Annotated in this window: 18 protein-coding genes; 9 read left to right on the forward strand and 9 right to left on the reverse strand. The window is 66.7% G+C overall.

Annotated features, from left to right (window positions below):
• Nucleotides 1–173: 173 nt before the first annotated feature.
• The gene (locus tag BMY53_RS12435) at nucleotides 174–1,268 is read right to left on the reverse strand and encodes an acyltransferase family protein (protein WP_092946787.1); all 1,095 of its coding nucleotides are present in this window, start codon (nucleotides 1,266–1,268) and stop codon (nucleotides 174–176) included.
• A gap of 278 nt (nucleotides 1,269–1,546) precedes the next feature.
• Here BMY53_RS12435 and BMY53_RS12440 point away from each other — a divergent pair, with 278 nt between their 5' ends.
• From BMY53_RS12440 to BMY53_RS12475, 9 genes are all read left to right on the forward strand, one after another.
• Nucleotides 1,547–2,380, forward strand: coding sequence for an NAD-dependent epimerase/dehydratase family protein (locus BMY53_RS12440; RefSeq protein ID WP_092946788.1), 834 nt, complete (start codon nucleotides 1,547–1,549; stop codon nucleotides 2,378–2,380).
• A 74-nt stretch (nucleotides 2,381–2,454) separates the two neighbouring features.
• Nucleotides 2,455–3,459, forward strand: coding sequence for a TRAP transporter substrate-binding protein (locus tag BMY53_RS12445; RefSeq protein WP_092946789.1), 1,005 nt, complete (start codon nucleotides 2,455–2,457; stop codon nucleotides 3,457–3,459).
• A 170-nt stretch (nucleotides 3,460–3,629) separates the two neighbouring features.
• Nucleotides 3,630–4,061, forward strand: a complete 432-nt coding sequence (locus tag BMY53_RS12450; protein WP_092946908.1) for a TRAP transporter small permease — start codon at nucleotides 3,630–3,632, stop codon at nucleotides 4,059–4,061.
• Nucleotides 4,052–5,353, forward strand: coding sequence for a TRAP transporter large permease (locus BMY53_RS12455; RefSeq protein ID WP_092946790.1), 1,302 nt, complete (start codon nucleotides 4,052–4,054; stop codon nucleotides 5,351–5,353). The genes BMY53_RS12450 and BMY53_RS12455 overlap by 10 nt, the downstream gene beginning before the upstream one ends.
• 214 nt (nucleotides 5,354–5,567) lie before the next feature.
• Entirely contained in the window at nucleotides 5,568–5,738 is a 171-nt protein-coding gene (locus BMY53_RS25915; RefSeq protein WP_177200847.1) for a hypothetical protein, read from the forward strand.
• On the forward strand, nucleotides 5,725–6,231 hold the full coding sequence (locus tag BMY53_RS12460) for a sigma-70 family RNA polymerase sigma factor (protein ID WP_092946791.1): 507 nt from the start codon (nucleotides 5,725–5,727) through the stop codon (nucleotides 6,229–6,231). The genes BMY53_RS25915 and BMY53_RS12460 overlap by 14 nt, the downstream gene beginning before the upstream one ends.
• 10 nt (nucleotides 6,232–6,241) lie before the next feature.
• A complete protein-coding gene (locus BMY53_RS12465) occupies nucleotides 6,242–7,192 on the forward strand; it encodes a FecR domain-containing protein (RefSeq protein ID WP_092946792.1) in 951 nt (316 codons plus the stop codon).
• Between the two features lie 85 nt (nucleotides 7,193–7,277).
• Nucleotides 7,278–10,157 (forward strand): TonB-dependent receptor, encoded by a 2,880-nt coding sequence (locus BMY53_RS12470; protein WP_092946793.1) that lies wholly within the window; start codon nucleotides 7,278–7,280, stop codon nucleotides 10,155–10,157.
• Between the two features lie 10 nt (nucleotides 10,158–10,167).
• On the forward strand, nucleotides 10,168–11,508 hold the full coding sequence (locus BMY53_RS12475) for a cytochrome-c peroxidase (RefSeq protein ID WP_255370164.1): 1,341 nt from the start codon (nucleotides 10,168–10,170) through the stop codon (nucleotides 11,506–11,508).
• A 120-nt stretch (nucleotides 11,509–11,628) separates the two neighbouring features.
• Here BMY53_RS12475 and BMY53_RS12480 read toward each other — a convergent pair whose 3' ends face one another.
• The 8 genes from BMY53_RS12480 to proV all read right to left on the reverse strand — a co-directional run bounded on the left by BMY53_RS12480 (nucleotide 11,629) and on the right by proV (nucleotide 22,046).
• On the reverse strand, nucleotides 11,629–12,750 hold the full coding sequence (locus BMY53_RS12480) for a hypothetical protein (protein ID WP_092946794.1): 1,122 nt from the start codon (nucleotides 12,748–12,750) through the stop codon (nucleotides 11,629–11,631).
• On the reverse strand, nucleotides 12,747–13,430 hold the full coding sequence (locus BMY53_RS12485) for a hypothetical protein (RefSeq protein ID WP_092946795.1): 684 nt from the start codon (nucleotides 13,428–13,430) through the stop codon (nucleotides 12,747–12,749). The genes BMY53_RS12480 and BMY53_RS12485 overlap by 4 nt, the downstream gene beginning before the upstream one ends.
• 170 nt (nucleotides 13,431–13,600) lie before the next feature.
• Nucleotides 13,601–15,394 carry an acetyl/propionyl/methylcrotonyl-CoA carboxylase subunit alpha gene (locus BMY53_RS12490; RefSeq protein WP_092946910.1) on the reverse strand — a complete coding sequence of 598 codons (1,794 nt, stop codon included), beginning with the start codon at nucleotides 15,392–15,394 and terminating at the stop codon, nucleotides 13,601–13,603.
• Between the two features lie 22 nt (nucleotides 15,395–15,416).
• Nucleotides 15,417–17,165 carry a 5-oxoprolinase subunit B/C family protein gene (locus tag BMY53_RS12495; RefSeq protein ID WP_255370165.1) on the reverse strand — a complete coding sequence of 583 codons (1,749 nt, stop codon included), beginning with the start codon at nucleotides 17,163–17,165 and terminating at the stop codon, nucleotides 15,417–15,419.
• Nucleotides 17,165–17,929: a LamB/YcsF family protein gene (locus tag BMY53_RS12500; RefSeq protein WP_092946796.1), complete on the reverse strand. Its 765-nt coding sequence runs from the start codon at nucleotides 17,927–17,929 to the stop codon at nucleotides 17,165–17,167. The genes BMY53_RS12495 and BMY53_RS12500 overlap by 1 nt, the downstream gene beginning before the upstream one ends.
• 186 nt (nucleotides 17,930–18,115) lie before the next feature.
• Entirely contained in the window at nucleotides 18,116–19,165 is a 1,050-nt protein-coding gene (gene proX / locus BMY53_RS12505) for a glycine betaine/L-proline ABC transporter substrate-binding protein ProX (protein WP_092946912.1), read from the reverse strand.
• Nucleotides 19,166–19,540: 375 nt separating this feature from the next.
• A complete protein-coding gene (proW, locus tag BMY53_RS12510) occupies nucleotides 19,541–20,752 on the reverse strand; it encodes a glycine betaine/L-proline ABC transporter permease ProW (protein ID WP_177200848.1) in 1,212 nt (403 codons plus the stop codon).
• 19 nt (nucleotides 20,753–20,771) lie between these two features.
• Nucleotides 20,772–22,046 carry a glycine betaine/L-proline ABC transporter ATP-binding protein ProV gene (gene proV / locus BMY53_RS12515; RefSeq protein WP_092946797.1) on the reverse strand — a complete coding sequence of 425 codons (1,275 nt, stop codon included), beginning with the start codon at nucleotides 22,044–22,046 and terminating at the stop codon, nucleotides 20,772–20,774.
• Between the last annotated feature and the right edge of the window lie 424 nt (nucleotides 22,047–22,470).

Below are 22,470 nucleotides of genomic sequence, written 5' to 3' on the forward strand. Positions count from 1 at the left end.
GTCCCAGCCCGTCATAGGCCTGACATCTCCAACGCTCCAGGGTTTCCACCTAGTTAGAGGATCCAGACGGCCTTGATGTGCGATGGCAACGCAAGTTCAAGGTATTCGACACCAGGCAGCCATGCTTGTTCACAAGCGCGGGCGGTTGCCGCCCTTGACGCACGGGCAGCGGATCAAGGGGTCGGCTGTTGAAGCACCCCACCCGCACCCTGGCCTGAGGGCGGTCGGCGCAGCCGGCGCATCAGCGCGGCACGCAGCGGCTCGTCATAGAAGGTCAGCGCCATCTGCGCCAGCACCACGGCCAAGGCCATGGCACCCATCGCCACCAGCACCTTGGGTACATCGGTGAAGTCCAGGTCACGCGCAAGGCGCAGCATGGGTTCATGCACCAGGTAGAAGGGGTAGGACATGACCCCCAGCCATTCCAGCCCGCGCAGGCTGGCGCTGCCTGGCGCCGCGTCCGACGCCGCGCCGAAGGCGACGATCAGGGGCAGCAGCACCAGCAGGCAGATGAGGTCGAAGACCGGCTCATGCCGCCAGAAGGGGCACATCAGGATGGCCACCAGGCATAACAGCGGCCACATCCAATGCAGCCGCGGCAGGCGCCGATGGATGCCACTGCGACAAATGCAGACACCCACGGCAAAGGGGAAGGCCACGCGTGCAAAACCCAGCACGAAGTTGCGCGGGCCATCAAAGCCGATGGGGTCCACGCCGTTTTGCAGGACCACGGCGCCCGCCAACGCGACGCCCAACGCCACCACGATGGCCACGGCCGCGCCACGCTTGAGCGGCTGTCCGAACTTCGTGTGCAGGCCGTAGGCCAGGTTGGCAAAGAGTTCGAAGAACAAGGACCAGATCGGGTTGTTCACCGGATAAGCCTGGAACTGGTACTTCATGCCCATCGGCAGCAGCAGCAAGGCCGAGCCGATCAGCACCAGGGTCTGCTTCCAGGCCAGGTCACCACGCGCCAGCGCCGCCAGCAACACGACCGACCCCAGGGCAATGCCAAACGCGATGAGCGGGTAGAGCCGGATCAGCCGCACCGCGCAGAAGCGCTGCATGGACATGGTGGGCAGCTTGCGGTCGTAGGCAAAGGCCACCACGAAGCCGCTGAGGCAGAAAAAGAAGTCCACCGCCAGCGAGGCATGGAAGGGCTTGTAGCCCAGCTTCAGCAACTGGCTGGCATGCAACACGGCCACGCACACAGCCGCCACACCACGCATGCCATCCAGCACCACATATCGCTTTGCATCCTGGTTCAGCACCGCGGGCCTCCCACGCCTTGGGGTTCCGGTTGCCAAGAATGACAGACGCCGGAAACATCGGCTTCAACATTAACAAACATTGAAGACGATTTGCTGCGGTGCACCACGCAGACCGGCCGCCAGATTCAGGGGACAAGACCAGTCGGGCCCGCAGATGCGAAGCGGGCAGCGGCGGTGCGAACAGATGACCGGGGCCTGGGTTACCCCCCATCAAAAACCACTTGCTCGCCTGCCGGTGGTTTTGCACACTTCGCCTGAAACGCTGTTTTAAAAATTACATGACCAGCCCCTCGCCTGACCACCCCACCATCAACACCCTGCTGCTCACGGGTGCCGCCGGAACGGTCGGGCGGTTGCTGCGCGCGCCGCTGGGCACCATTTGCCGCCGCCTGGTCCTGAGCGACCGTCAGCCGCTGGGCACGCCCCTGGCCGCGCATGAGGAAGAGCGCACGTGCGACCTCACGGACCGCCAAGCGGTGGAGCAATTGCTGGCCGGGGTGGATGCGGTGGTGCACCTGGGTGCCCATTCGGTGGAAGCCCCGTATGAGCAGATCGCCCGTGTCAATCTGGACGGCGTCTTCCATCTGTACGAAGCCGCACGGCTGGCCGGCACGCAGCGTGTGGTCTTTGCCAGCTCCAACCACGTCACCGGTTGCTACGAGCAGGGCCACATGCTGGAACCCACCGACCCGCCCCGCCCGGACGGCTATTACGGGGTGAGCAAGCTGTTTGGCGAAGGCATGGCACAGCTTTATTGGTACCGGTACGGTGTCGAGTCGGTCTGCCTGCGCATCGGCAGCTGCCTGCCCGAACCTCCCGACCGGCGCGGGCTTTCCACGTGGATCAGCCCGCGTGACCTGTTCAGCCTGGTGACTGCCTCGCTCACCACGCCCAACGTTGGTTGCCTGGTCACCTACGCCATCTCCGACAACCCCGCCCGCTGGTACACAGACGCCGGCTGGGCGCAATTGGGTTATCGCCCCCAGGACAGTGCCGATGCATGGCGAGAGCAGGTCGGCGATCGTGTCTTCCCTGCGGGCAGCCTGATGGCGCGAATGCAGGGCGGCATCTTCCTGGACGTCGGGCCGTTCGAGGCGCCGGGCTCCGGCTGATCCCGCGTCCCTCCCCGATGGTTGCCGTCATCCTCGAATCCATTCCTATAAGAAACCCACTGGAGACAACGACGATGCAGAAGACTGGAACGGCCGCTGTGGCGGCTGGCCGGGCACTCGCCCTCGGCCTCACCCTGACCTTCACCCTCACCGCCGCCTCATCCGCGCTGGCCGCGGAGTTCCGCTCCGCCGATGTGCACAACAGCGACGACTACCCCACCGTCGCCGCCGTGAAGTACATGAGCGAGTTGCTGGACAAGCGCAGCAGCGGCAAATACAAGATCAAGGTCTTCAACAAGAGTGCGCTCGGAACCGAGAAGGAGACCCTGGACCAGCTCAAGATCGGCGCGCTGGAGATGAACCGGGTCAACATCAGCTCGCTGAACTCCATCTGCCCGAAGAGCCTGGTGCCCACCATGCCCTTCCTGTTCGACTCCGTCGCCCACATGCGCAAGGTGCTGGACGGCCCGGTGGGCGAGGAGATCCTGAAGGGCTGCGAGTCCCAGGGGATGATCGGCCTGGCCTTCTACGACAGCGGCTCCCGCTCCATCTACGCCAAGAAGGCGGTGCGCTCGCCGGCGGACAGCAAGGGCCTGAAGATCCGCGTGCAGCAGTCCGAGCTGTGGGTGGCCATTGCCTCGGCCATGGGGGCCAACGCCACGCCGATGCCAGCCAGCGAGGTCTATACCGCGCTGAAGACCGGCCTGATCGACGCCGCCGAAAACAACATCCCCTCCTACGCCGGCTTCAAGCATTACGAAGCGGTGAAGTTCTATTCCGTCACCGAGCATTCGATGGCGCCGGAGGTACTGCTGATCTCCAAGGTCGTCTGGGACAAGCTGGGCAAGGCCGACCAGGACCTGTTCCGCGCCGCAGCCAAGGAATCCGTCACCTTCCAGCGCAAGAAGTGGGATGAGCAGGAGGCCAAGGACAAGGACCTGGTCGTCAAGGCGGGTTCGCAAATCGTGACCGATGTGGACAAGGCCGCCTTCAAGGCCGCCATGGCACCGGTCTACACCAAGTTCATCAGCACGCCGGACCTGCAGCGCCTGGTCAAGGCGGTTCAGGACACCCAGTGAGTGCCGCCGCATCGAGCAGCGCCGCGCTGAGCCCGGTGGCGCCTGCGGTGGACCCGTCACCGCCCGTCGGCGTGGCGGGCACACCCGACGCGGCAGCACCCGCCGCCCGGCACCCCTACACGCGGGTGTGCGCCTGGCTGTCCAAGGCCAGCCTCATCACGGCGGTGGTGATGTTGATCGCCATCATCGTGGCGGTGCAGGCGCAGGTGGTTGGCCGCTACGTGTTCAACAACACGCCGACCTGGGCGGAAGGCCTGGCGCTGCAACTGGTGCTCTACGTCACCGCGCTGGGCGTGGCCGTGGGGGTGCGGGATGCGGGGCACATCGGCCTGGAATCGCTGGTGTCCCTGCTGCCCGAGACCTGGCGCCTCAAGCTGGAAGTATTGATCCATGCATTGGTGGGCCTGTTCGGCGCGCTGATGACCTGGAGCGGATGGCTCTGGACCCGCCTCAAGTGGGACGAGCTGGACCCAATGCTGGGTCTGCCGGTCGGCCTGGACTATCTGGCGCTGGTCATCGCTGGCGTGTTGATCGTGCTGTTCTCCATTGAACACATCGTGGCGCTGATCCGCCATGAAGAGGTGGTGCCCTCATGGAATTGACTGTCCTGCTCGTGAGTTTCACGCTGCTGCTGGTGCTGGGCGTGCCGGTGGCCTTCTCCATCGGCCTCTCCTCGGTGGCCACCATCCTGTATGCCGGGCTGCCGGTGGCGGTGGTCTTCCAGAAGATGGTCGGCGGCATGCAGATCTTCTCCTTCCTCGCGATTCCGTTCTTTGTCTTCGCGGGGGAACTGATGCTGTATGGCGGCATCGCCGACCGCATCGTGCGCTTCGCCAATTCACTGGTCGGCCATGTGCGCGGTGGCCTCGGGATGAGCAACGTGCTGGGCTGCACCTTGTTTGGCGGTGTGGCCGGCTCGCCACTGGCCGATGTGTCGGCCATGGGCTCGGTGATGATCCCGCTGATGAAGAAGGAGGGGTATGACGCAGACTACGCCGTCAACGTCACCACCCACGCGGCCCTGGTGGGGGCGCTCATGCCCACCTCCCACAACCTCATCATCTTCACGCTGGCCACGACCGGCATTGCCTCGGTGAGTGTGTTCAGCCTCATTCTGGCCGGCGTGATTCCCGCGCTGCTGCTGACGATCTGCAATCTGGCGGCCGCCTATTACGTGGCCGTCAAGCGCGGCTATAGCACCCACGGCAGCTTCCCGGGCTGGAAGGAAGTGTTGATCGCGCTGCTGGGCGCCATGCCGGGGCTGCTGGTGGTGGTCATCATCCTGGCGGGCATCCTCTCGGGCATCTTCACCGCCACCGAATCCGCCGCCACAGCGGTGTTCTGGGCACTGCTGGTCACCGTGCTGGCCTACCGCAGCCTGAGCTGGGAGAACTTTCTGAAGGCCTGTGCCAAGGCCTGCAAAACCACCGGCGTGGTGCTGTTCCTCATCGGCATCTCGTCCGCCTTCGGTTATTTCATGGCGCTCTATGAAGTGCCACAGAAGACCGGCGAGATGATGCGGGCCGTCAGCTCCGAGCCCTGGGTGATCTTCCTGATGATCAACGTGCTGCTGTTTGTGCTGGGCACCTTCCTGGACATGGCCGCCACCATCCTGATCTGCACCCCGATCTTCCTGCCCATCGCCGCGCAGTTCGGCATGGACCCGGTGCAATTCGGCATCGTCATGCTGATCAATTGCGCGCTGGGGCTGAACACACCACCCGTGGGCGTCACCCAGTTCGTGGGCTGCGCCATTGGCGGGGTCTCCGTGGGGCAGGTGATGCGGTCCATCCTGCCGTTCTATGGGGCGCTGGGGGTGACGTTGATGCTGGTGACCTACGTGCCGGCCTTCTCGCTCTGGCTACCCAACCTGTTCCGGCCCGCAGCGGGTTGAGCCCGGGCGCGCCGGTGGCGCCCCGTCTTCTCCGAGGCACCCGCGGCTTTCCCGAGTCAGTGGGCCGCCGTCGGGCGGAGGGTTGCATGCGCACCACGAAGATGAGAACAATTCCTATCTGGTGCCCTACAATCTGACCGCATTGGGCACAGCCAACCGCATTTGACGGACCAGCCGGAGGCCTTTCCTTAGCCCTCCCTTTTCGGATTCCGTCATGTTCTTCGGTCCTCCATGGCCGGCCTGGGTTCGCCCCGGCCCGCAAGCCAGCCTTTGCCGCTCCCCTGAACGCGCGATCGGCCCCGCGATCGGCCGCGCCATCAGCACCACCATCAGCATGCGCACACGCCACATCGGTGACGGCGCCCCATCCCATGTCCTGGGCTGAGCCGGCGGTGCTGACACATGAGGGCCTCTATCGAGAGCACCGCTCCTGGTTGACGGACTGGCTGCGCCACCGCCTGGGCGCTGGCTCGGACCGCGCGGCGGACTTCATGCACGATACCTTCGTGCGACTGTTGCAGGCGGGCGAACGTCCACCCGCGCTGGCCCAGCCACGGGCCTACCTCACGACCATTGCCCGGGGCCTGCTGGTCGACCATTTCCGCCGGCAGGACCTGGAAAGGGCCTACCTGCAGGCGCTGGCGGTCCTGTCCGTCGACCTGCATCCGTCGCCGGAAGAGCGGGCCATCATCGTGGAGACACTGCTCACGCTGGACCGCATGCTGGATGGACTGGGCCCCAAGGTCCGCGAAGCCTTCCTGCTGGCGCAACTGGACGGATGGGAATACGCCCGCATTGCCGAGCATCTGGGCGTGACGGTGAGCAGCGTCAAGAAGTACATGCACAAGGCCACCGTTCAGTGCCTGCTGCATTTGTGAGTCGACGCCCATGGGCAGCACTGTCGTGAATTCCACCGGCGTCAGCCGCGAGCATCTGGAGGAAGCCGCTGACTGGCATCTGCGTCTGAGCGCCGAGAACCCGTCGTGCGCCGACCGCCTCGGCTGGCAGGCCTGGTATGACAAGTCGGCCGAGCACCGCGCCGCCTGGCAGCGGGTCGAGCGCCTGAAGGACCTGCTGGCCCAGGCCCCTACGCAGACCACGCAGACGCTGACCCGCCCGCGCCGTGTCAACCGCCGTCATTTGCTCACCGGACTGGGGGCCATCGCCGTAGGCGCCCTGCTCTACCGCCACCTGCTGCCGGCCGCCACGCCGGTGGACTGGGTGGCCACCGGCCCCGGCCAGCGTCGCGAGCTGGCCTTGCCGGATGGCGGCAAGCTGCTGCTGGGCCCCGAGACCCGGGTCGGCATCGCCTACGGTGAGCAACAACGCGCCATCCAGCTCGCCCAGGGTGCGCTGCAGTTGCAGACTGGCCAGGACGCCCGCAAGCGTCCGCTGCGCATCCTGGCGCGTGACGGCCAGATCACGCCCCTGGGCACACGCCTGACCCTGACGCAGGACGACCAGAGCTCCGTGGTGGCCGTGCAGGCCCATGCGGTGCAGGTATTGGCTACCGATGCCAAGTTCCCGATCCGCGTGGAAGCCGGACAGCGTCTGCGTTTCTTCCATGGTGGCACCGACACGCCCGGCCCGGCCAGCTTCGCGGATGAAGCCTGGACGCGGGGCGTGCTGGTGGCGCTGGAGCAGCCCCTGGATCAGTTCCTGCAGGCGCTGCAACGCCAGTCCGGTGTGGCCGTCTTCTGCGACCCGGCCATTGCGGGCGTGCGGGTGTCCGGCTCCTTCCTGGTGACCGACCCGGAACGATCGCTGGCCACCCTGGCCGATCAACAGGGGCTGCGGCTGGAACGCCGTGGCGAGGTGCTTCATCTGCGCGCGCGATGAAGAAGATTCTTTGAAGATTTTTTATCGGCGTTGTCCTTTTGCATTTCTCGTTCGGCCTCCATGGGTCAGTGAACCGCACCGAACCATGAACGACCGCCGCTTGCCCCTCCTCCAGCCTCTGCGCACCGCCAACACCCGCCGCCCGGCGCGTACCCTCCCACCGCTGCTGGCCGCGATGCTGGGTGCAGGCCTGCTGTCCGCGCAAGCGGCCGGTGATCCCGCCCCGCGTACCGCCGCCGTGGCGCCAGCCGCACAGGCGCGCCAGTACGACATCCCGCCGTCGCCGTTGGCCGATGCATTGAACCGCTACGCCGCTGAAGCCGGGGTGGTGCTGGTGTTTGATGCCGGCCTCGTGCGCGGGCTGAAGAGCCAGGGCCTCAACGGCCGTTATGACGTCATGGCCGGGTTCACCGTGTTGCTGGCCGGAACGCCGCTGGAGGTGGTGTCTTCCAATGCCGGGGGCGTGCTGCTCAAGCGCCGGCCGGCATCCACCAGGCTGGAGGCCGATGCGGACGATGCCGACACGCTGGAGTTGCGCCTGCAGCATCTGCCCCGGGTGGCCGTCAAGGGCAAGCCGCTGCAGACGGTGGAGGGCCTGGACCGGGCCATGATCCGCAACATGCCGGCCATCAACGGCGACCTGACCAGCCAGCTCAAGCTCAACCCCAACATCCAGTACAGCGAGGACCAGCTCTCGTCCTACACCGGCGGCGAGATCGCCCCCGCCGAGATTTCGATCCACGGCGCCAAGCCCTACCAGAACCAGATCCTTCTGGACGGCGTCTCGGTCATGAACGACCTGGACCCCGGCAACAAGATCACCCCCACCAGCCCGGAGTTCGTTCCGGGTGCCTCCCAGGCGCTGGCGGTGGACAGCAGCATCCTGTGCGAGGTGAACGTGCGGGATTCCAACGTCTCCGCCGAGCATGGGCGCTTTACCGGCGGCGTGGTGGAAGCCAGCATCTGTTCCGCGCGCAAGCGCTTTGGCGGCAACGTGGCCATCGGCTACACCTCGTCGGAATGGACCCATCTGTTCATCGACCCGGCCCGCCAGGAAGCGTTTGAAGACTCCTCCACCGCCGACCTGCAGCCCAACTTCCGCAAGTGGACTTACAAGACCACCCTGGAAGCCCGGCCCAGCGAGCAATGGGGTGTGCTGGTGAGCGCGGTGCGGCGGCAGTCCGACATCCCGCTGCGGCATTTCAGCTCCGACAACACCGGCACCACAGAGAGCCGAGAAGTCACCCAGCACCGTGTGCTGGACACGCTGGTCGTCAAGACCGACTTCACGCCCACGGGCGGCGTGCACAAGGCCGACCTCACCCTGGTCTACGCCCCAGCGGACAACACCTATTTCATCGAGGACTACCGCAACAGCGACTACACCATCAACACGGGCGGCATCAACCTCTCCGGGCGGTGGGAATCGCGTTTCGAGCCGGTCACGCTGACCAACCAGCTCTCTTACAGCACGGTGGACCAGTCCCGCCGCAGTGATGCGGACTACTACCGCAACTGGCGCTGGTCCACGGACAAGAACTGGGGCGACTCGGCCGAGAGCAATGCCACCAGCGGCGAAGGCGCCTGGGGCGATGTGGATCAGCGACTGAAGACGGTGGGCTACAAATTCAAGGCGGCGCTCAAGCCGGTTGAACTGGGCGCCACCCGGCACCGTGTCGCCACCGGCCTGGAATGGCGTCATCAAAGCGCCGAATACGAACGCCTGAAGGCGCAGCGCTATTACCTGACTGTCGCCAACCTCCCCACCACAGGCGCCATCTCGCGCTGCGAGCTGGCCGATGGCAGCAAGGACACGCAGGCCTGCTCGGCCACCGCCAGCATCAACCGCACAGTGGGCCAGTATTTCACTCGCCTGATGACCTACAACGCCGGCAGCTTCTCGCTGGACAGCGATTCGTGGAGTGCCTATGCGGAAGACGAGATCAGTTGGCGCGAGTTCAAACTGCGCGCCGGTGTTCGAGCCGACCGGGACTCGCTGACCAAGGACGTGTCCACGGCTCCGCGCCTGGCGCTGAGCTGGCTGCCCAATGAGCAACTGGCACTGGACGTGGGGGCCAACCGCTATGACGGCCGCAGCCTCTTCGGCTTTGCGCTGCAGGAGAAGATCCACACCCTGCTGGTCACCCAGACCCGCAGCGGCACGCTGACCTGGGGCACCGGCACACAGGCGCTGCCGCTGAACCGCCTGGAAAGCATGAAGACCCCGCATGACGACGAGCTCACCACCGGCATGGTGTTTGAGCCGGCCTGGCTGGGCGGCCCGCTGAGCCTGCGCTTCACGCAACGCGACGGCAAGGACCAGGTCATCAAGCGGGTGGTCAGCAAGCAGACCGACTGCAATGGCGGCACCTGCTACATCTACAGCAATGACGGCCGCAGCACGACCAAGGACTGGACCCTGAGCTGGTCCAATGCCGCCGCCATCAAGACAGGGCCCGTGGCCACGCGCTGGTGGTTCGCCGTCAACAAGAGCGACATCCGCTCCAACTACAGTACCTACGCGGACAACTACTCCTCCGACAAGCTGAACGACGTCATCATCAAGTACGACGGCCAGTTCATGAACTACTCCGACATCCCGGCCGATAACTACAACCGCCCCTGGACGCTGCGCCTGGGCGCGATGAGCACGCTGCCGGCTTACCACCTCACCATCACCAACCTGCTGCGCATCCGCGACCGCTACCAGCAGATCCTGGCGAATGGCACCACGGACTACCAGGGCACGACGGTGGACGTCTACGAGCGTACCGACCTGCCACGTTCGCTGGCCATCGACACCGGCCTGCTCTGGGAGCCCCGTGTACGGGCCGACCAGCGCCTGCAGGTGAAGCTGACGCTGGAGAACATCACCAACCGCAAGAACAAGACGACCGTCAGCAACACCTACGCCACCTATGAACGAGGCCGCAGCGTGGCCCTTGAAATCGGCTACGACTTCTGAGGTGATGTGAGTGGCTGAGCTTGAAAATGCTCCCCGCCGGGGAGCGAAGGGGCGCCTGCTGGCGTTGTCGGCCGTGGCGTGTGCGGCGCTGGGTGGGTCGATCGCATGGGGGGCGGCCGGCGTGGTCAGTGCGGCTGGCGAAGAACAAGCCGGCATGGCCGCCGCGGTGTCCGCGAGTACGCTCGCGGACTGCCGGAACCTGCTCGTGGCCGTTGCAATTGCACCCAGCGTTGGTGCGCGAGACGGCGCCAGGCCAGTTGCACGGCGTGACGCTGGCGCGTCCACCCATGCTTCGGGCGACACACCCTCTGCGACGGCTGCCAGCGCGCTCACGGTAGGCGGCGATGCACCGGACGCTTCTGCCAACCGCCATCGCGACTGCCTGCTGCGCGTCTATCGCAGCGTCCCGAAGGAATGGCCAGCACCACAGGTGGACGCTGGTGTGTCCTGGCAGGAACTGGGCCGGCGCCCGGTCTTGCCGGCCCAGGCAAACGCGATGGTGGCCCTGGGCGAGCAACTGTTCTTCGACCAGCGCCTTTCCAGGGGCCGCGATATCAGCTGTGCCAGCTGCCATGCGCCACATCTAGGCTTCAGCGACGGCCGGCGGCTGGCCCTGGGCCACGACGCCCAGGTCGGCCCGCGCAACACGCCGCACCTGTTGGGCGTGGCCCTGGTGCCGCAGCTGATGTGGGACGGCCGCGCGGCGGACCTGGAGAGCCAGGCCCTGCTGCCCATCGCCAATCCCTTGGAGATGGCCATGGACCTCAACGAGCTGCAGCAACGTCTGAACCGTGAGACCGACTATCCGCGCCGATTTGCAGAGGTGTTCGGGGATGGCGAGGTCACGCTGCAGCGCCTGGGCCGTGCCTTGGCGGCCTTTGAGCGCCGCATCGAAGCGCCTCGCACCCGGTTCGACGACTTCATGGAAGGCAAGCCCACCGCCTTGAGCGACCAGGAGTTGCGTGGGCTGCACCTGTTCCGCACCAAGGCCCGCTGCATGAACTGTCACAGCGGCCCGGCGTTCACCCAGCACGAGTTCCATCAGATCGGCATGAGCGCACTGGGCCGCCGATTGCAGGACCTGGGTCGCCAGGCGGTCACCCACAAGGTGGAGGACACCGGGGCATTCCGGACGCCGTCTCTGCGCGGCGTGAGCCGCACCGCGCCGTACTTCCACAACGGGCTCACGCCGACGCTGCGAGGGGTGCTTGAAAACTACAACGCCGGCATGCCGCAGCCGCCGAAGAACGCGCAAGGGTTGATGGCCATTCCACCGTCGCCGCTGATTCGGCCAATCCAGCTCAACGCCAGGGAGCTGCAGGATCTGGAGGCTTTCCTGCGGGCGCTGTAGACGCGCCCTTCAGCACAAGCGCCCGCGCGCAGTAAGCTGCGGCGCGGGAGGTATTCGCCTGCGGATCGGCCGGCTCTCCGATCCAGGACGGGCGCTGATCAAACGCCGATCAAACGCCAATCAAACGCCGACGTTCGCCGGTGGAGGTGTGGGTGCCGTTGGGGGTGCGGGTGCCGTTGGGGGTGCGGGTGCCGTTGGCATTGGCGAGGGCACCGCTGCCGTATCAGCGGGGGCGGCGGGCACCGGGGCCGCGGCAGCCTCCTGGACCACACAAGCCTCGCCGGGCGCCGACAGCGGCGGCGTGCCCGCCCCCTCTACCAGAGAGACGGAGAGCAGTTCGCCACGCAGATTGCGAACCAGTGCCCACCCGCAGTCGTCACGCTTGAGCACCGCGCCACGCTCAAAGCGTTTGGTGCCACCTTCCCAGAATCGAACAGTGCGTTCGGCGCCGCCTTCACCATTGGAAGCCCCCGCCTGCGTGGCACCGTCCATGGCGAGGCGGTAGGCTCGTGCCAGCAGCGTCATCGCCGAGCGGCGCAGGCGCCGGCCGTCTTCGTCCAGCCAGGGCGAATGCGGCGCGGCGGCCAATGGCGTTGCGGGTGACATGAGACGCACCCGGCGCGTCCACACGGGGTCGCTGCCAATACCCTTCTCCACCGCGATCTCGGCGTCCAAAAGGAGAGCGCGCTGATCCATCGTCATGAAGAACACGGGTGCGATACGCAAGGTCCAGTCGGCATCTGCCGCCTCCTGGGACGGCACGACACGGGCTTGCTGGGACAGCTGTGCAGCCTCGATCGCCTGGGCCAGCACCTCCGCGCAGAGCAGTTGGTCCAACACCGGGCGATAGGGCTTGAGCACGGCATCGGCCGCCTCCTCTTCAGCCTTGCGCTGGGCCGAGCGGACACCGTCGTTGATCAGTGCATGCGCCAGCACGCCTGCCAGCAGGCCCGCCACGCCAGGCGCCGCATACATCATGGCGCCGGCGTTGCCCTGCGACTTCTCATTGGCGGACTGCCCGCGAAAGCGAAGCACGGATTCAGGTGGAAGCCGAATAGCCAGCGTCTGCAGCGGCGCTCGGGCTGCCTCGGGCGCCTGCAGCGCCAGTGGTGCCGCAGGCAGGTGGGGCTGATCCTGCGCCTGCGCAAGGCCGGCCGCTCCCCACAAGGCCAGCCCGGCGCAGTGCGGCATCCACCACCGTTTCATGACCTCGGCCATGAATCGCGAGGCCAGGCGCTTCATTGCAGCGGCTGCAGCAGCTGTTCCTTGGCCAGCTCGATCGCCTCGTAATAGGCGTTCGTCAGGCCAGGGAAACGCGGTGGCTCGTCCCACTTGCCTTGCGCGGGGCGCAACACTTCCACAGGCTGCCACCAGTCATAGGCGTTGGTGCGCAGGTCCACCACATAGCCGGTGGCCTTCACCCAGGCGCGTGGATCGCTGGTGGGAATGTAGGACGCGTAGTTGCGTTGGAATCCCACGCCTTCCACGGTAATGATCAGCAGCTTGTCGATCTTGTACTGTTCCTGCAGCCGACGGTAGTCGCGGTTGGACAGGTTCACTTCGCGCGGCAGTTCAGGGAACTTGGTCGGGTCGAACACGCCGTCGATGGCGACGACCTGCACACCCTTTTTCTTCAGCGACTCCACCACCTGCGCCTTCACCGCGCCCAGATCGTCGGCGGACAGGCTCTTGGTGTGCGTCGTCAGCGAGGAATTCGCCACCGACGCTGCGGCCAGACACAGAAGGCAGCCTGCGCCCGGGAGGTAAGTGTCGGCAGTGGGAATGGCGGTGAGCGCCACACCAACGCGGGCTTGCGGGGCCAGCGTCTCGGCCTTCAGGGCCACCGGCAGTTGGGGTTTGGTTGCGCAACCGGTGAGCGCAACAAGGGCAACCATCGCGGCGATGGTGACAGTACGGAACATGGATTTTCCCTCGCTAGGGCAGTCTCGTTTCGCATCGAACATGTGCGAAATCAAGCCGCTGGGGTGCGAGTGTAGAAAGCCCACCCATCCCCGGCGCCCCAGGGTCTACCCTCATTGTGGTGAGGTAGACCCACCCAGGAAGAGGGATCCAGTGCGAGTGTGTTTTCAGCCTAGGGAAACTCTGCATCATCTCGGCCGCGAGGCGTGGTGCAGAGCTTCCCCAGGGAAGCGATGACCGCTCCGGCGACGACCTGCGCGCCGGCCTCCACCAAGCGGGACAAGCGCCCTGCGCGATGCGCCAGCACCGGCGTCTCCATCTTCATGGCCTCCAGCACCGCAACCAGTTGGCCGGGGGCCACGTCAGCGCCCTCCTCCACCTTCCAGGCCTGCAGCACGCCACTCATGGGCGCGGCGATGGCTGCGTCGTCCCTGGGTTGCACGGCGGTCGCTTCCTCCGTGGCGCCTTGACCATCGGCAGTGGCACCGTCCAAACCTGGCGCCAGCCCGCGCAGCATCGCAGCGGGCAGCCCCAGGCGCATCCGCTGGCCGTTGAGTTCGACGCTGATGTGCTGCAACGGCTCCTGCAGCGGTGGCGCCACCCGCGTGGCTGCCGACAGGTTGGTGGCGAAGTCGGTTTCTATCCAGCGCGTATGGACCCTGAAGCCGTTGGAAGCGAGAAAGTCCGCATGGCGCAGCACCGCCTGATGGAACGGCAGCACGTTCGGCACACCTTCGATGCGGAATTCCGCCAAGGCGCGCCGCGCGCGGGCCAGCGCCTGCCCACGGGTCGTCCCCGTGACGATGAGCTTGGCCATGAGCGAATCAAAGGCCGCAGGCACCACCGAGCCCGCAGCCACGCCGCTGTCCACCCGCACGCCGGGGCCGGATGGCGCGTCAAACACCAACACCGGCCCGGGTGCTGGCAGGAAACCCCGCCCCACATCCTCGGCGTTGATGCGGAATTCGATCGCGTGGCCACGAGACGCCGGCGTTTCGGTGAGCGTCAGTGGCAGGCCATCGGCAATGCGCAGTTGCTCCACCACCAGGTCCAGGCCGCAGGTTTCCTCCGTCACCGGATGCTCCACCTGCAGGCGGGTATTGACCTCCAGGAAGGAAATGGCGCCGGTGGCACTGAGCAGGAACTCCACCGTGCCGGCGCCCACGTAACCCGCGCGGCGGCAGACATCGCGGGCAGCCTTGTGGATGCGCTCGCGCTGTTGATCCGTCAGGAAAGGCGCGGGCGCCTCCTCCACCAGCTTCTGATTGCGCCGTTGCAGGGAACAGTCCCGCGTGCCGAGCACCACCACCTGGCCCAGCGTGTCGGCCATCACCTGCGCCTCGACATGGCGCGGTCGATCCAGGAACTGCTCCACAAAGCACTCGCCACGCCCAAACGCTGCCGTGGCCTCGCGCACGGCCGAGGCGAACTGCTCGGCTACGTCTTCCATCTTCCAGACCACCTTGAGACCCCGGCCGCCGCCACCAAAGGCCGCCTTGATGGCGATGGGAAGGCCGTGCTGGCGGGCAAACGCCACCACCTCGTCCGCGCTGGTCACCGGCCCCGGCGTGCCGGCCACCAAAGGCGCGCCGGCCTCCAGGGCCAGCCGCCGGGCGCAGACCTTGTCCCCCAGTTGATCGATGGCGGCAGGGGGCGGGCCGATCCAGGTCAGGCCCGCCGCCAGCACCGCGCGGGCAAAGGCGGCGTTCTCGGAGAGAAATCCGTACCCCGGGTGCACCGCATCGGCGCCACTGCGTCGGGCTGCATCGATCAGCTTGCCGATGTGCAAGTAGGTCTCGGCCGGACGCTGGCCGCCGAGTCCCAACGCCTCGTCGGCCATGCGGGCATGGAGAGCGTCGATGTCCGGGTCGGCATACACGGCCACCGACGTCACGCCGTAATCGGCACAGGCGCGGATGATGCGCACGGCGATCTCGCCACGGTTGGCGATGAGAACCTTCTTCATGGACATGGGCGGAACCGGGGTTTCAACGAGGGACAACGACCGGTTCAAAACCGGCCACGACATGCAGGCGCACACGCGTGCCCACCGGCATCTGGCCCGCAAGGTCCAGGTGCCAGGGCGCAATGCAGGCAATGACCGGATAACCACCGGTCAGCGGATGGTCGGCCAGGAACAGCACCGGCTGGCCGCTGGCAGGCACCTGGATGGCGCCTCGCGCCGTGCCTTCGCTGGGCAGCTCCGCCGTGATGGCGCGCGCCAGGGGCCGCGCGCCCTGCACTCGCAAGCCCACACGGTTGGATTGCGGGGTGACGGTCCAGGTCTGCGCGGTCAGCGTCTCGACGGCTTCGGCCGTGAACCAGTCGGTACGGGGCCCCAGGCGAATGTCCAATGTCACTTCGTCGCCAGCCCGGGGCCAGGCGGCCTGGGGCGGCTCCGGGTGGCCGACCACGGCCCCTGCGGGTGCCGAGTTCAGCAGCAGGCGATCGCCCGCCTGGAGCGGCGCCGGCCCCACATCAGCGAGCGAGTCATAAGAGAGGCTCCCCAGCACGGATGGCAGCGCCACACCGCCGCGCAGCGCGACGTAGCTTCGCACGCCAGTGGTCGGGTCACCGATCAGCAGCCGGTCGCCATGAGAGAGCGCCTGCGGCGTATGGCGGTCCAGCGGCAGACGGCGGCCGTCCGGTGCGATCAGGGTCAGCGGACCTTCGGCGCCTGTCACCGCCACGACGATGTCGCCCTGGCTGACCAGTTCGAAGCCCCCCAGAGCGACCTCGATGCAGGCCGCTGCGGGCAGGTTGCCGACCAGTCGATTGGCGGCCTTCAGGGATCCACGGTCCATGGCACCGGAAGCCGCGACGCCCTGCCCGGCCTGGCCTGGCCGGCCCAGATCCTGGAGGAGGGATTGAAGGCCGGCGTTGCGAATCTCGATGCCAGGGCCTTGTTGTGCTTCAGACGGTGCGTCGCGGATCACCGGGTTCACCGTAGCAGTGGGGGTGGCGGCAGCGGTGGCGAATGGCGCGTCAGGGCCGATGCCGTTCGGAACTGCCGGCCTCGCAGGCAGGTCAAGTGTTCGCACAGCTGCTGCCATGGCGTCTTGGCTGGCGACCTCCGGTGGCAACACCCCAAGGCGGGGCCCGGCATCCACGAAACGGACGCGCTGCCCAGGCTGCAGCAAGGCGGGTGGGTTTCGCTGCAAATCCCACATCGACAGGGGTGTCTGCCCCAGCAACCGCCAACCACCAGGGCTGGCCTTGGGGTACACCCCGCTGAAGCCCCCTGCCGCTGCCACGGCACCTGGCGGAATACGTGTTCGAGGTGAGGCCCGGCGCGGCAGTTGGCGCAGCAGTTCATCCCCGCCCGTCAGGTAGGCGAAGCCCGGCGCAAAGCCGGTAAACGCCACGAACCAGTCGCTGCCGGTATGGCGGCGGACCACCTCCGCCGGCGTGATCTTGAGGAGCGTGGCCACTTCGGCCAGGTCTTCACCGTCATAGAACACGGGGATGTCCACCCGGGGCCCGGCTTGCGCGCTGCGCATGTCCAGCGGGCGGCGGGCCAGCTCTGCGGCGAGTGCCTCGCGGGTGAGCACCCACGGGTCCAGCGTCAGCAGCAGCGTGCGGGCGCCGGGCACGATCTCGACGAGACCGGCCACGGGCTCGGCCTGCAACGAGGCCAGCAGGCCCAGGGTCTGTGGCAGGTCGGCCAGTTCCACGAGCACCGCGTCGCCAGCGGGCAACAGTCGCAGCCCGGGCGCTGCCGATGGCACGTTCATCATCAGGCCGCATCCATGAATGATCGGATCGTGATGCCCTCGCCCGTCAGCCGCTCGCGCAGCCGTTGCGCCATGGCCACCGCGCCCGGGCTGTCGCCATGGACACAGATCGAGTCGGCGGCAATGCGCACGATGCTGCCGTCCACGGCGGTGACCGTTCCCTCGCGGGCCAGTTGCAGCATGCGGGTGGCCACCGCCTCCGGGTCGTGCAGGACGGCGCCAGGCTGGTTGCGCGGCACCAGGCTCCCGTCCGCCCGGTAGCCCCGGTCGGCAAAGGCTTCCTCAATGGTGTGCAGGCCGGCCTCACGCGCCCAGCCGGCCAACGCGGAACCCGCCAGCACCACCAGGCCCAACGCCCGGTCCAGCGCCTTCACGGCAGCGATCACATCGTCGGCCTGCCGCCGGTCGTGCGCGATGAAGTTGTAGAGCGCGCCATGCGGCTTCACATATCGCACCCGTGTGCCGGCCGCAGCGGCCAGGCCCTGCAAGGCGCCAATCTGGTAGATGACGGTGGCCTGCAGGTCGGCGCTGGACATGTCCATGTTGCGTCGGCCGAAACCCACCAGGTCCGGGTACGACACATGCGCGCCGATGCAGACGCCCTGCGCAGCCGCCGAACGCAAGGTGGCCAGGATGCCCGCCGGGTCCCCGGCATGAAAACCGCAGGCCACGTTGGCGCTGCTGACCACGGCCAGCATGGACGCATCGTCGCCCATGCGCCAAGCGCCAAAGCTTTCACCCAGGTCGCTGTTGAGATCGATGTTCATGGCGATGCGGAACTCCTGCCGTGCGCGGCTGCTGGATGGGGGCGATGTGAGTGGATTGTTCAACAATCCGCAGCATAGGCCCGTCCAAGGGGAGTTCTGCATCACTCCCGCGAGGCGTTATGCAGAGGTTCCCATGCCTGCCACCTGTGGCGTGGCAAGGAATTCCGCATGCGCCTGTGGGCGACCTCAGCGCGCAGACGCCGCAGCCGGCCCGGCCGTGGCAGTGCCGACCGCCAGCGCGTGCGCGATCCACCCATCAAACATCTGTTGGTGAGCGCGGATCCAGCCATCGGTGTGGCGCGCAATATCCCGCTCGGAATTCGCACCGTCGTTCATGCGCTGGTTCTGCGCATTGATATCAGAGATGGGCAGACGCATCACCTCGAACAGACGAGCCGCCGCCGGATTGCGATCGATGAAAGCGCGATTGGCCACGATCTCTTCCTGATCCGCGACAAAGCCGTAGTTCTTGCCGTTGGGCTGGCGCGTGTCCGTGACCCCATCGCGGGAGGCGGAGAACGGCACCTGCAGCCACACCACGTCCGCGCCCGGGCGCAGCACCGCACTCACCCAGTAAGGCGTCCAGGTGTAGTACAGGATGGGCTTGCCCTCCTTGAAACGGGCCATGGTGTCGGCCATCAGGGCGGTGTAGCTGCCCTGCCGGTGAGTGACGGTGCCGCGCAGCTGGTAGGCGTCCAGGTGATGCTCGATGGCCGCTTCGCAGCCCCAGCCGGGGTTGCAGCCGGTGAGGTCGGCGCGGCCGTCCCCATCGGTGTCGAAGAGCTTCGCGATGGCCGGCTCCCGCAACTGGTCCAGCCGCGTGATGTGGTGGGCCTCGGCCGTCTTGCGGTCGATGAGATAACCTTGCACGGCACCCTGGGCATAAGGCCCGAAGCGTGCCAATCGGGCATCGCCACCGCTGTTGCGGTAGAAGTCCGCATGCAGTTGCTGCCAGTGGCTGGCGGTGAACGTGGCGTCACCATTGGCAATGGCCAGGTGCTCGGTGGCGGGCTCCAGGTCCTTCATCGGCAGAACGGTGTAGCCCAGCCTCTCCAGCGCGCGGGATACCAGCAGGGTCTGGAAGGCTTCCTCGGCGAGTGAGCTCTTGAGCGGCTGCACGGTCATGCCCTGGCCGGGCAAGGCCTGGGCGGGTAAGGCCCGGCCGGGCAAGACCTGGGCGGACGCGGCGCCCGCCAGGGAGAGAGTCATCAGGCTTGCCACCAGGCTCGTCATCATGCCCACCAGCACGCGCGTGGGGCACCACCGGCTTGCGCGGGCGAACAGATCAGCTCGAGGTCGGAAGGTCAACATGGGGGATCTCCTTTCAGCGCAGCAACGGCAACAGCAACGGCAACGGCAACAGCAACAGCAACAGCAACAGCAACAGCAACAGCAACAGCAACAGCAACAGCAACAGCAACGGCAGCAGCGGTGGACGCGAAGACTTCGCCAGGACCTGGGTGCCTCGGCGTTGTGCTTCGGGTTGGCGTTTCGGCGATGTGCGTCGGTGTTGTGCGTCGGTGTTGTGCGTCGGTGTTGTGCGTCGGCGCTATGTTTCGGGGTGGTGTTTCGGGGTGGTGTTTGGGGTGGTGCTTCGGCGTTACGCGGGGGTCAGGCCCGGGACGCCACCGCGACCGGCTTGGTCTGCGGCTGCGGCAGGGCCGCCGCGTCACCGGCCGGGCGCGCCCAGCGCTGGATCGCCCGCAGCAGCAGCCCAGCAGGACCGCCGTGCCACCAGCGCTGACCGGCGCTGCGGGCAGTGCGGCCCAGGGCCTGCGTCAGGCGGTCCAGCGTGATGGCCAGGATCACAATGCCCACGCCGCCAATGGTGGCCAACCCCATGTCCAGCCGGCCGATGCCGCGCAACACCATCTGACCCAGGCCTCCCACGGCGATCATGGAAGCGATCACCACCATTGACAGCGAGAGCATCAGCGCCTGGTTGATGCCGGCCATGATCGACGGCATGGCCAGCGGCAGCTTCACCTTCCACAGCATCTGCCAGGGCGATGCCCCATAAGCGCGGGCCGCCTCGATGAGATCGAGGCGAACCTGGCGCAGGCCGAGGTTGGTCAGGCGCGCCAGCGGCGCAATGGCAAACACGATGGTGACGATGACGCCCGGCACATTCCCGATGCCGAACAGCATCACGACAGGCACCAGGTACACAAAAGCCGGTGTGGTCTGCATGGCATCCAGGATGGGACGCATGATGCGTTCGGCACGCTCGCTACTGGCCAGCAGCACGCCCATCGGCAGGCCCACCAACAGACAGAACAGCAGCGAGGTCAGCACCAGCGACAGCGTCACCATCGCTTCCGGCCAGATGCCCAGCGCCGCCACGATCAGCAGCGCCACGGTGGTGCCGGTGGCGAGCTTGCGGCCCGCGAACTGCCACGCCAGCAGACCGATGAGCGCGATCATCGCGAGGGACGGCAGGCTGGTCAGCAGGCCTTGCACCCAGTTCAGCGTGCCGTCGATGGGCAGGCGAACCACCTGGAAATACGGCCGGCCATGTTCAACCGCCCAGGCCAGGCCGGTGTTGATCCAGGATTCAATGGGTAGCGAGCCGTTGAGCAATTGGTGCCACTGGTCGCCGATCGAGCTGGTGGCTTGCGGGTCCAACGCGGCAGTTGCCTGGGACGGCGCATCCAGCCATGCACTGGTGGCCGCGGGATCGGGCGCCTGGGACAGGGCCTCCCACGGGTCCAGCGCTGGCGCCTGGGGCACAACGGGCGCCATCATCGCTTCGGATGCGGGCGGCATCGGCAGAGCGGGCAAGCTGGGCAAGGGGGTCAATTCAGTCAGCGTGGTCTCGTTCATCGGGCCTCCTCGGTGTTTTTCAGTGAGCAACGGCGTTGGCGGCTGGGGCCGCAGAGGCCGCATGTACCCTGTCGCGCGCAGGCGTGGGCTCGATGGGCGGGGTGTCCCGGTCCATGAACTTCAACAACGTGGTCTTGCTGATGGCACCACGGAAGCGGCCATCGGCATCCACCACCGGCACCCCACAGGGCGACTGCGCCACCTGGCCGAACAGCTCGGCCACCGGCGCATCCGCGGCGATGGGGGTCAGGCCCTCGATGAAGGCGTGCTGCAGGCCCAGCGGGCCGACATGGCCGTCCAGCACGGCGCGCAGTGAATCCGCAGAGACCGTGCCGAGATAACGGCGCGAGGGGCTGACCACATGGGCGAATTCGCGGTCCTGGTCTTCCAGCGTCTTGAGGCCGGCCCGCGCGCCACGGCTGCTGTGCTCGGAGACAAGGGTCAGGGGTTGCCGGGCGATGTCGGCCGCCTTGAACACGGCGGCTGTGTCCACGCCCCGGATGAAGCTGCTCACAAAGTCGTTGGCCGGGTTGCGCAGGATCTCGTCCGGCGTGCCCACCTGCACCACATGGCCGTCCTTCATGATGGCGATGCGGTCGCCAATACGCATGGCTTCATCCAGGTCATGCGAGATGAACACGATGGTGCGGCGCTTCACCTGCTGCAGGCGCAGCAGCTCGGATTGCATCTCGGTGCGGATGATGGGGTCGAGCGCGGAGAAGGCTTCGTCCATCAGCAGGATGGAGGGATCGGCTGCAAGCGCCCGGGCCAGACCCACGCGTTGCTGCATGCCGCCGGACAGCTCGTCCGGATACTTGTGGCCCCAACCTGCCAGGCCCACCTGCGCCAGGGCCAGGTCGGCCTGCGCCAGACGGTGCTGGCGGTCCGCGCCAGAGAGTTCCAGACCAAAGGCGGTGTTGTCCCGCACGGTCATGTGCGGCATGAGCGCGAAAGACTGGAACACCATGCTGATGTCCTTGCGGCGCAAGGCACGCAGGCGGCCAGGCGAATGGGTGTTGATGTCCTCGCCATCGATCACGATGCGACCGGCGCTGGGTTCGATCAGGCGATTGAGCAGACGCACCAGCGTGGATTTACCCGACCCCGACAGGCCCATGATGACGAATATCTCGCCAGCCTGGATCTCGAACGTGGCGTCGAAGACGCCAATGGACTGGCCGGTGCGGGCCAGGATGTCCTGCTTGGACATGCCCTCCCGGGCCAGTGTCACGGCTTGTTCCGGCTGGTCGCCGAAAACCTTGAAGACGTGGTCGATGAGAATGCCTTTCGCCATGGCCGAGACTCCTTTCGTGCAGTGATGAACGTTCGCGGACCCGAGCAAGGGCCCAGCGGCGATCACGCCATCAGTCGATGAGTGCGGCCTGCCGGCACATGCGCACGGCGGCGCTGGCGGGCCTCAACGGCTGCCGGCGGGTACTGACGACGAATACAACGAAACCAGCACCCGCCGAGGGCTCACGGTGCAGACAACGGGCCTGGTCAAGGGGCGCTGCCTGGAGGAGCCTGGCGTGGCATGGGGGCCGCCCGTCTCTTGGAGAGGGCTGGCCGGAGGGACCGGGCCGACCGTGGGAACACGGCAAATGGAGGCCCGGCGGCGGGAGCCCTGCACCGCGACGGGATTCATGGATCCGCGAGTAGTGCCAGGGCCCGATCAACGTGCGTGGTTGATCTGTTTGCAGACCGTAACCTTACCACAC

This window comes from Roseateles sp. YR242, from assembly GCF_900109745.1.
Classification (GTDB): Bacteria; Pseudomonadota; Gammaproteobacteria; order Burkholderiales; family Burkholderiaceae_C; genus Roseateles.

Bases quoted from the DNA above. Each gene is read 5' to 3' on its own strand.
- BMY53_RS12450 (WP_092946908.1), top strand. From the start codon at position 3,630: ATGTTGATCGCCATCATCGTGGCGGTGCAGGCGCAGGTGGTTGGCCGC.
- BMY53_RS12480 (WP_092946794.1), bottom strand. From the start codon at position 12,750: ATGAAGCGCCTGGCCTCGCGATTCATGGCCGAGGTCATGAAACGGTGG.
- BMY53_RS12460 (WP_092946791.1), top strand. From the start codon at position 5,725: ATGTCCTGGGCTGAGCCGGCGGTGCTGACACATGAGGGCCTCTATCGA.
- BMY53_RS12455 (WP_092946790.1), top strand. From the start codon at position 4,052: ATGGAATTGACTGTCCTGCTCGTGAGTTTCACGCTGCTGCTGGTGCTG.
- BMY53_RS12490 (WP_092946910.1), bottom strand. From the start codon at position 15,394: ATGAAGAAGGTTCTCATCGCCAACCGTGGCGAGATCGCCGTGCGCATC.
- BMY53_RS12470 (WP_092946793.1), top strand. From the start codon at position 7,278: ATGAACGACCGCCGCTTGCCCCTCCTCCAGCCTCTGCGCACCGCCAAC.
- BMY53_RS12500 (WP_092946796.1), bottom strand. From the start codon at position 17,929: ATGAACATCGATCTCAACAGCGACCTGGGTGAAAGCTTTGGCGCTTGG.
- BMY53_RS12465 (WP_092946792.1), top strand. From the start codon at position 6,242: ATGGGCAGCACTGTCGTGAATTCCACCGGCGTCAGCCGCGAGCATCTG.
- BMY53_RS25915 (WP_177200847.1), top strand. From the start codon at position 5,568: ATGTTCTTCGGTCCTCCATGGCCGGCCTGGGTTCGCCCCGGCCCGCAA.
- BMY53_RS12440 (WP_092946788.1), top strand. From the start codon at position 1,547: ATGACCAGCCCCTCGCCTGACCACCCCACCATCAACACCCTGCTGCTC.
- proW (WP_177200848.1), bottom strand. From the start codon at position 20,752: ATGAACGAGACCACGCTGACTGAATTGACCCCCTTGCCCAGCTTGCCC.
- proX (WP_092946912.1), bottom strand. From the start codon at position 19,165: ATGATGACGAGCCTGGTGGCAAGCCTGATGACTCTCTCCCTGGCGGGC.
- BMY53_RS12495 (WP_255370165.1), bottom strand. From the start codon at position 17,165: ATGATGAACGTGCCATCGGCAGCGCCCGGGCTGCGACTGTTGCCCGCT.
- proV (WP_092946797.1), bottom strand. From the start codon at position 22,046: ATGGCGAAAGGCATTCTCATCGACCACGTCTTCAAGGTTTTCGGCGAC.
- BMY53_RS12485 (WP_092946795.1), bottom strand. From the start codon at position 13,430: ATGTTCCGTACTGTCACCATCGCCGCGATGGTTGCCCTTGTTGCGCTC.
- BMY53_RS12445 (WP_092946789.1), top strand. From the start codon at position 2,455: ATGCAGAAGACTGGAACGGCCGCTGTGGCGGCTGGCCGGGCACTCGCC.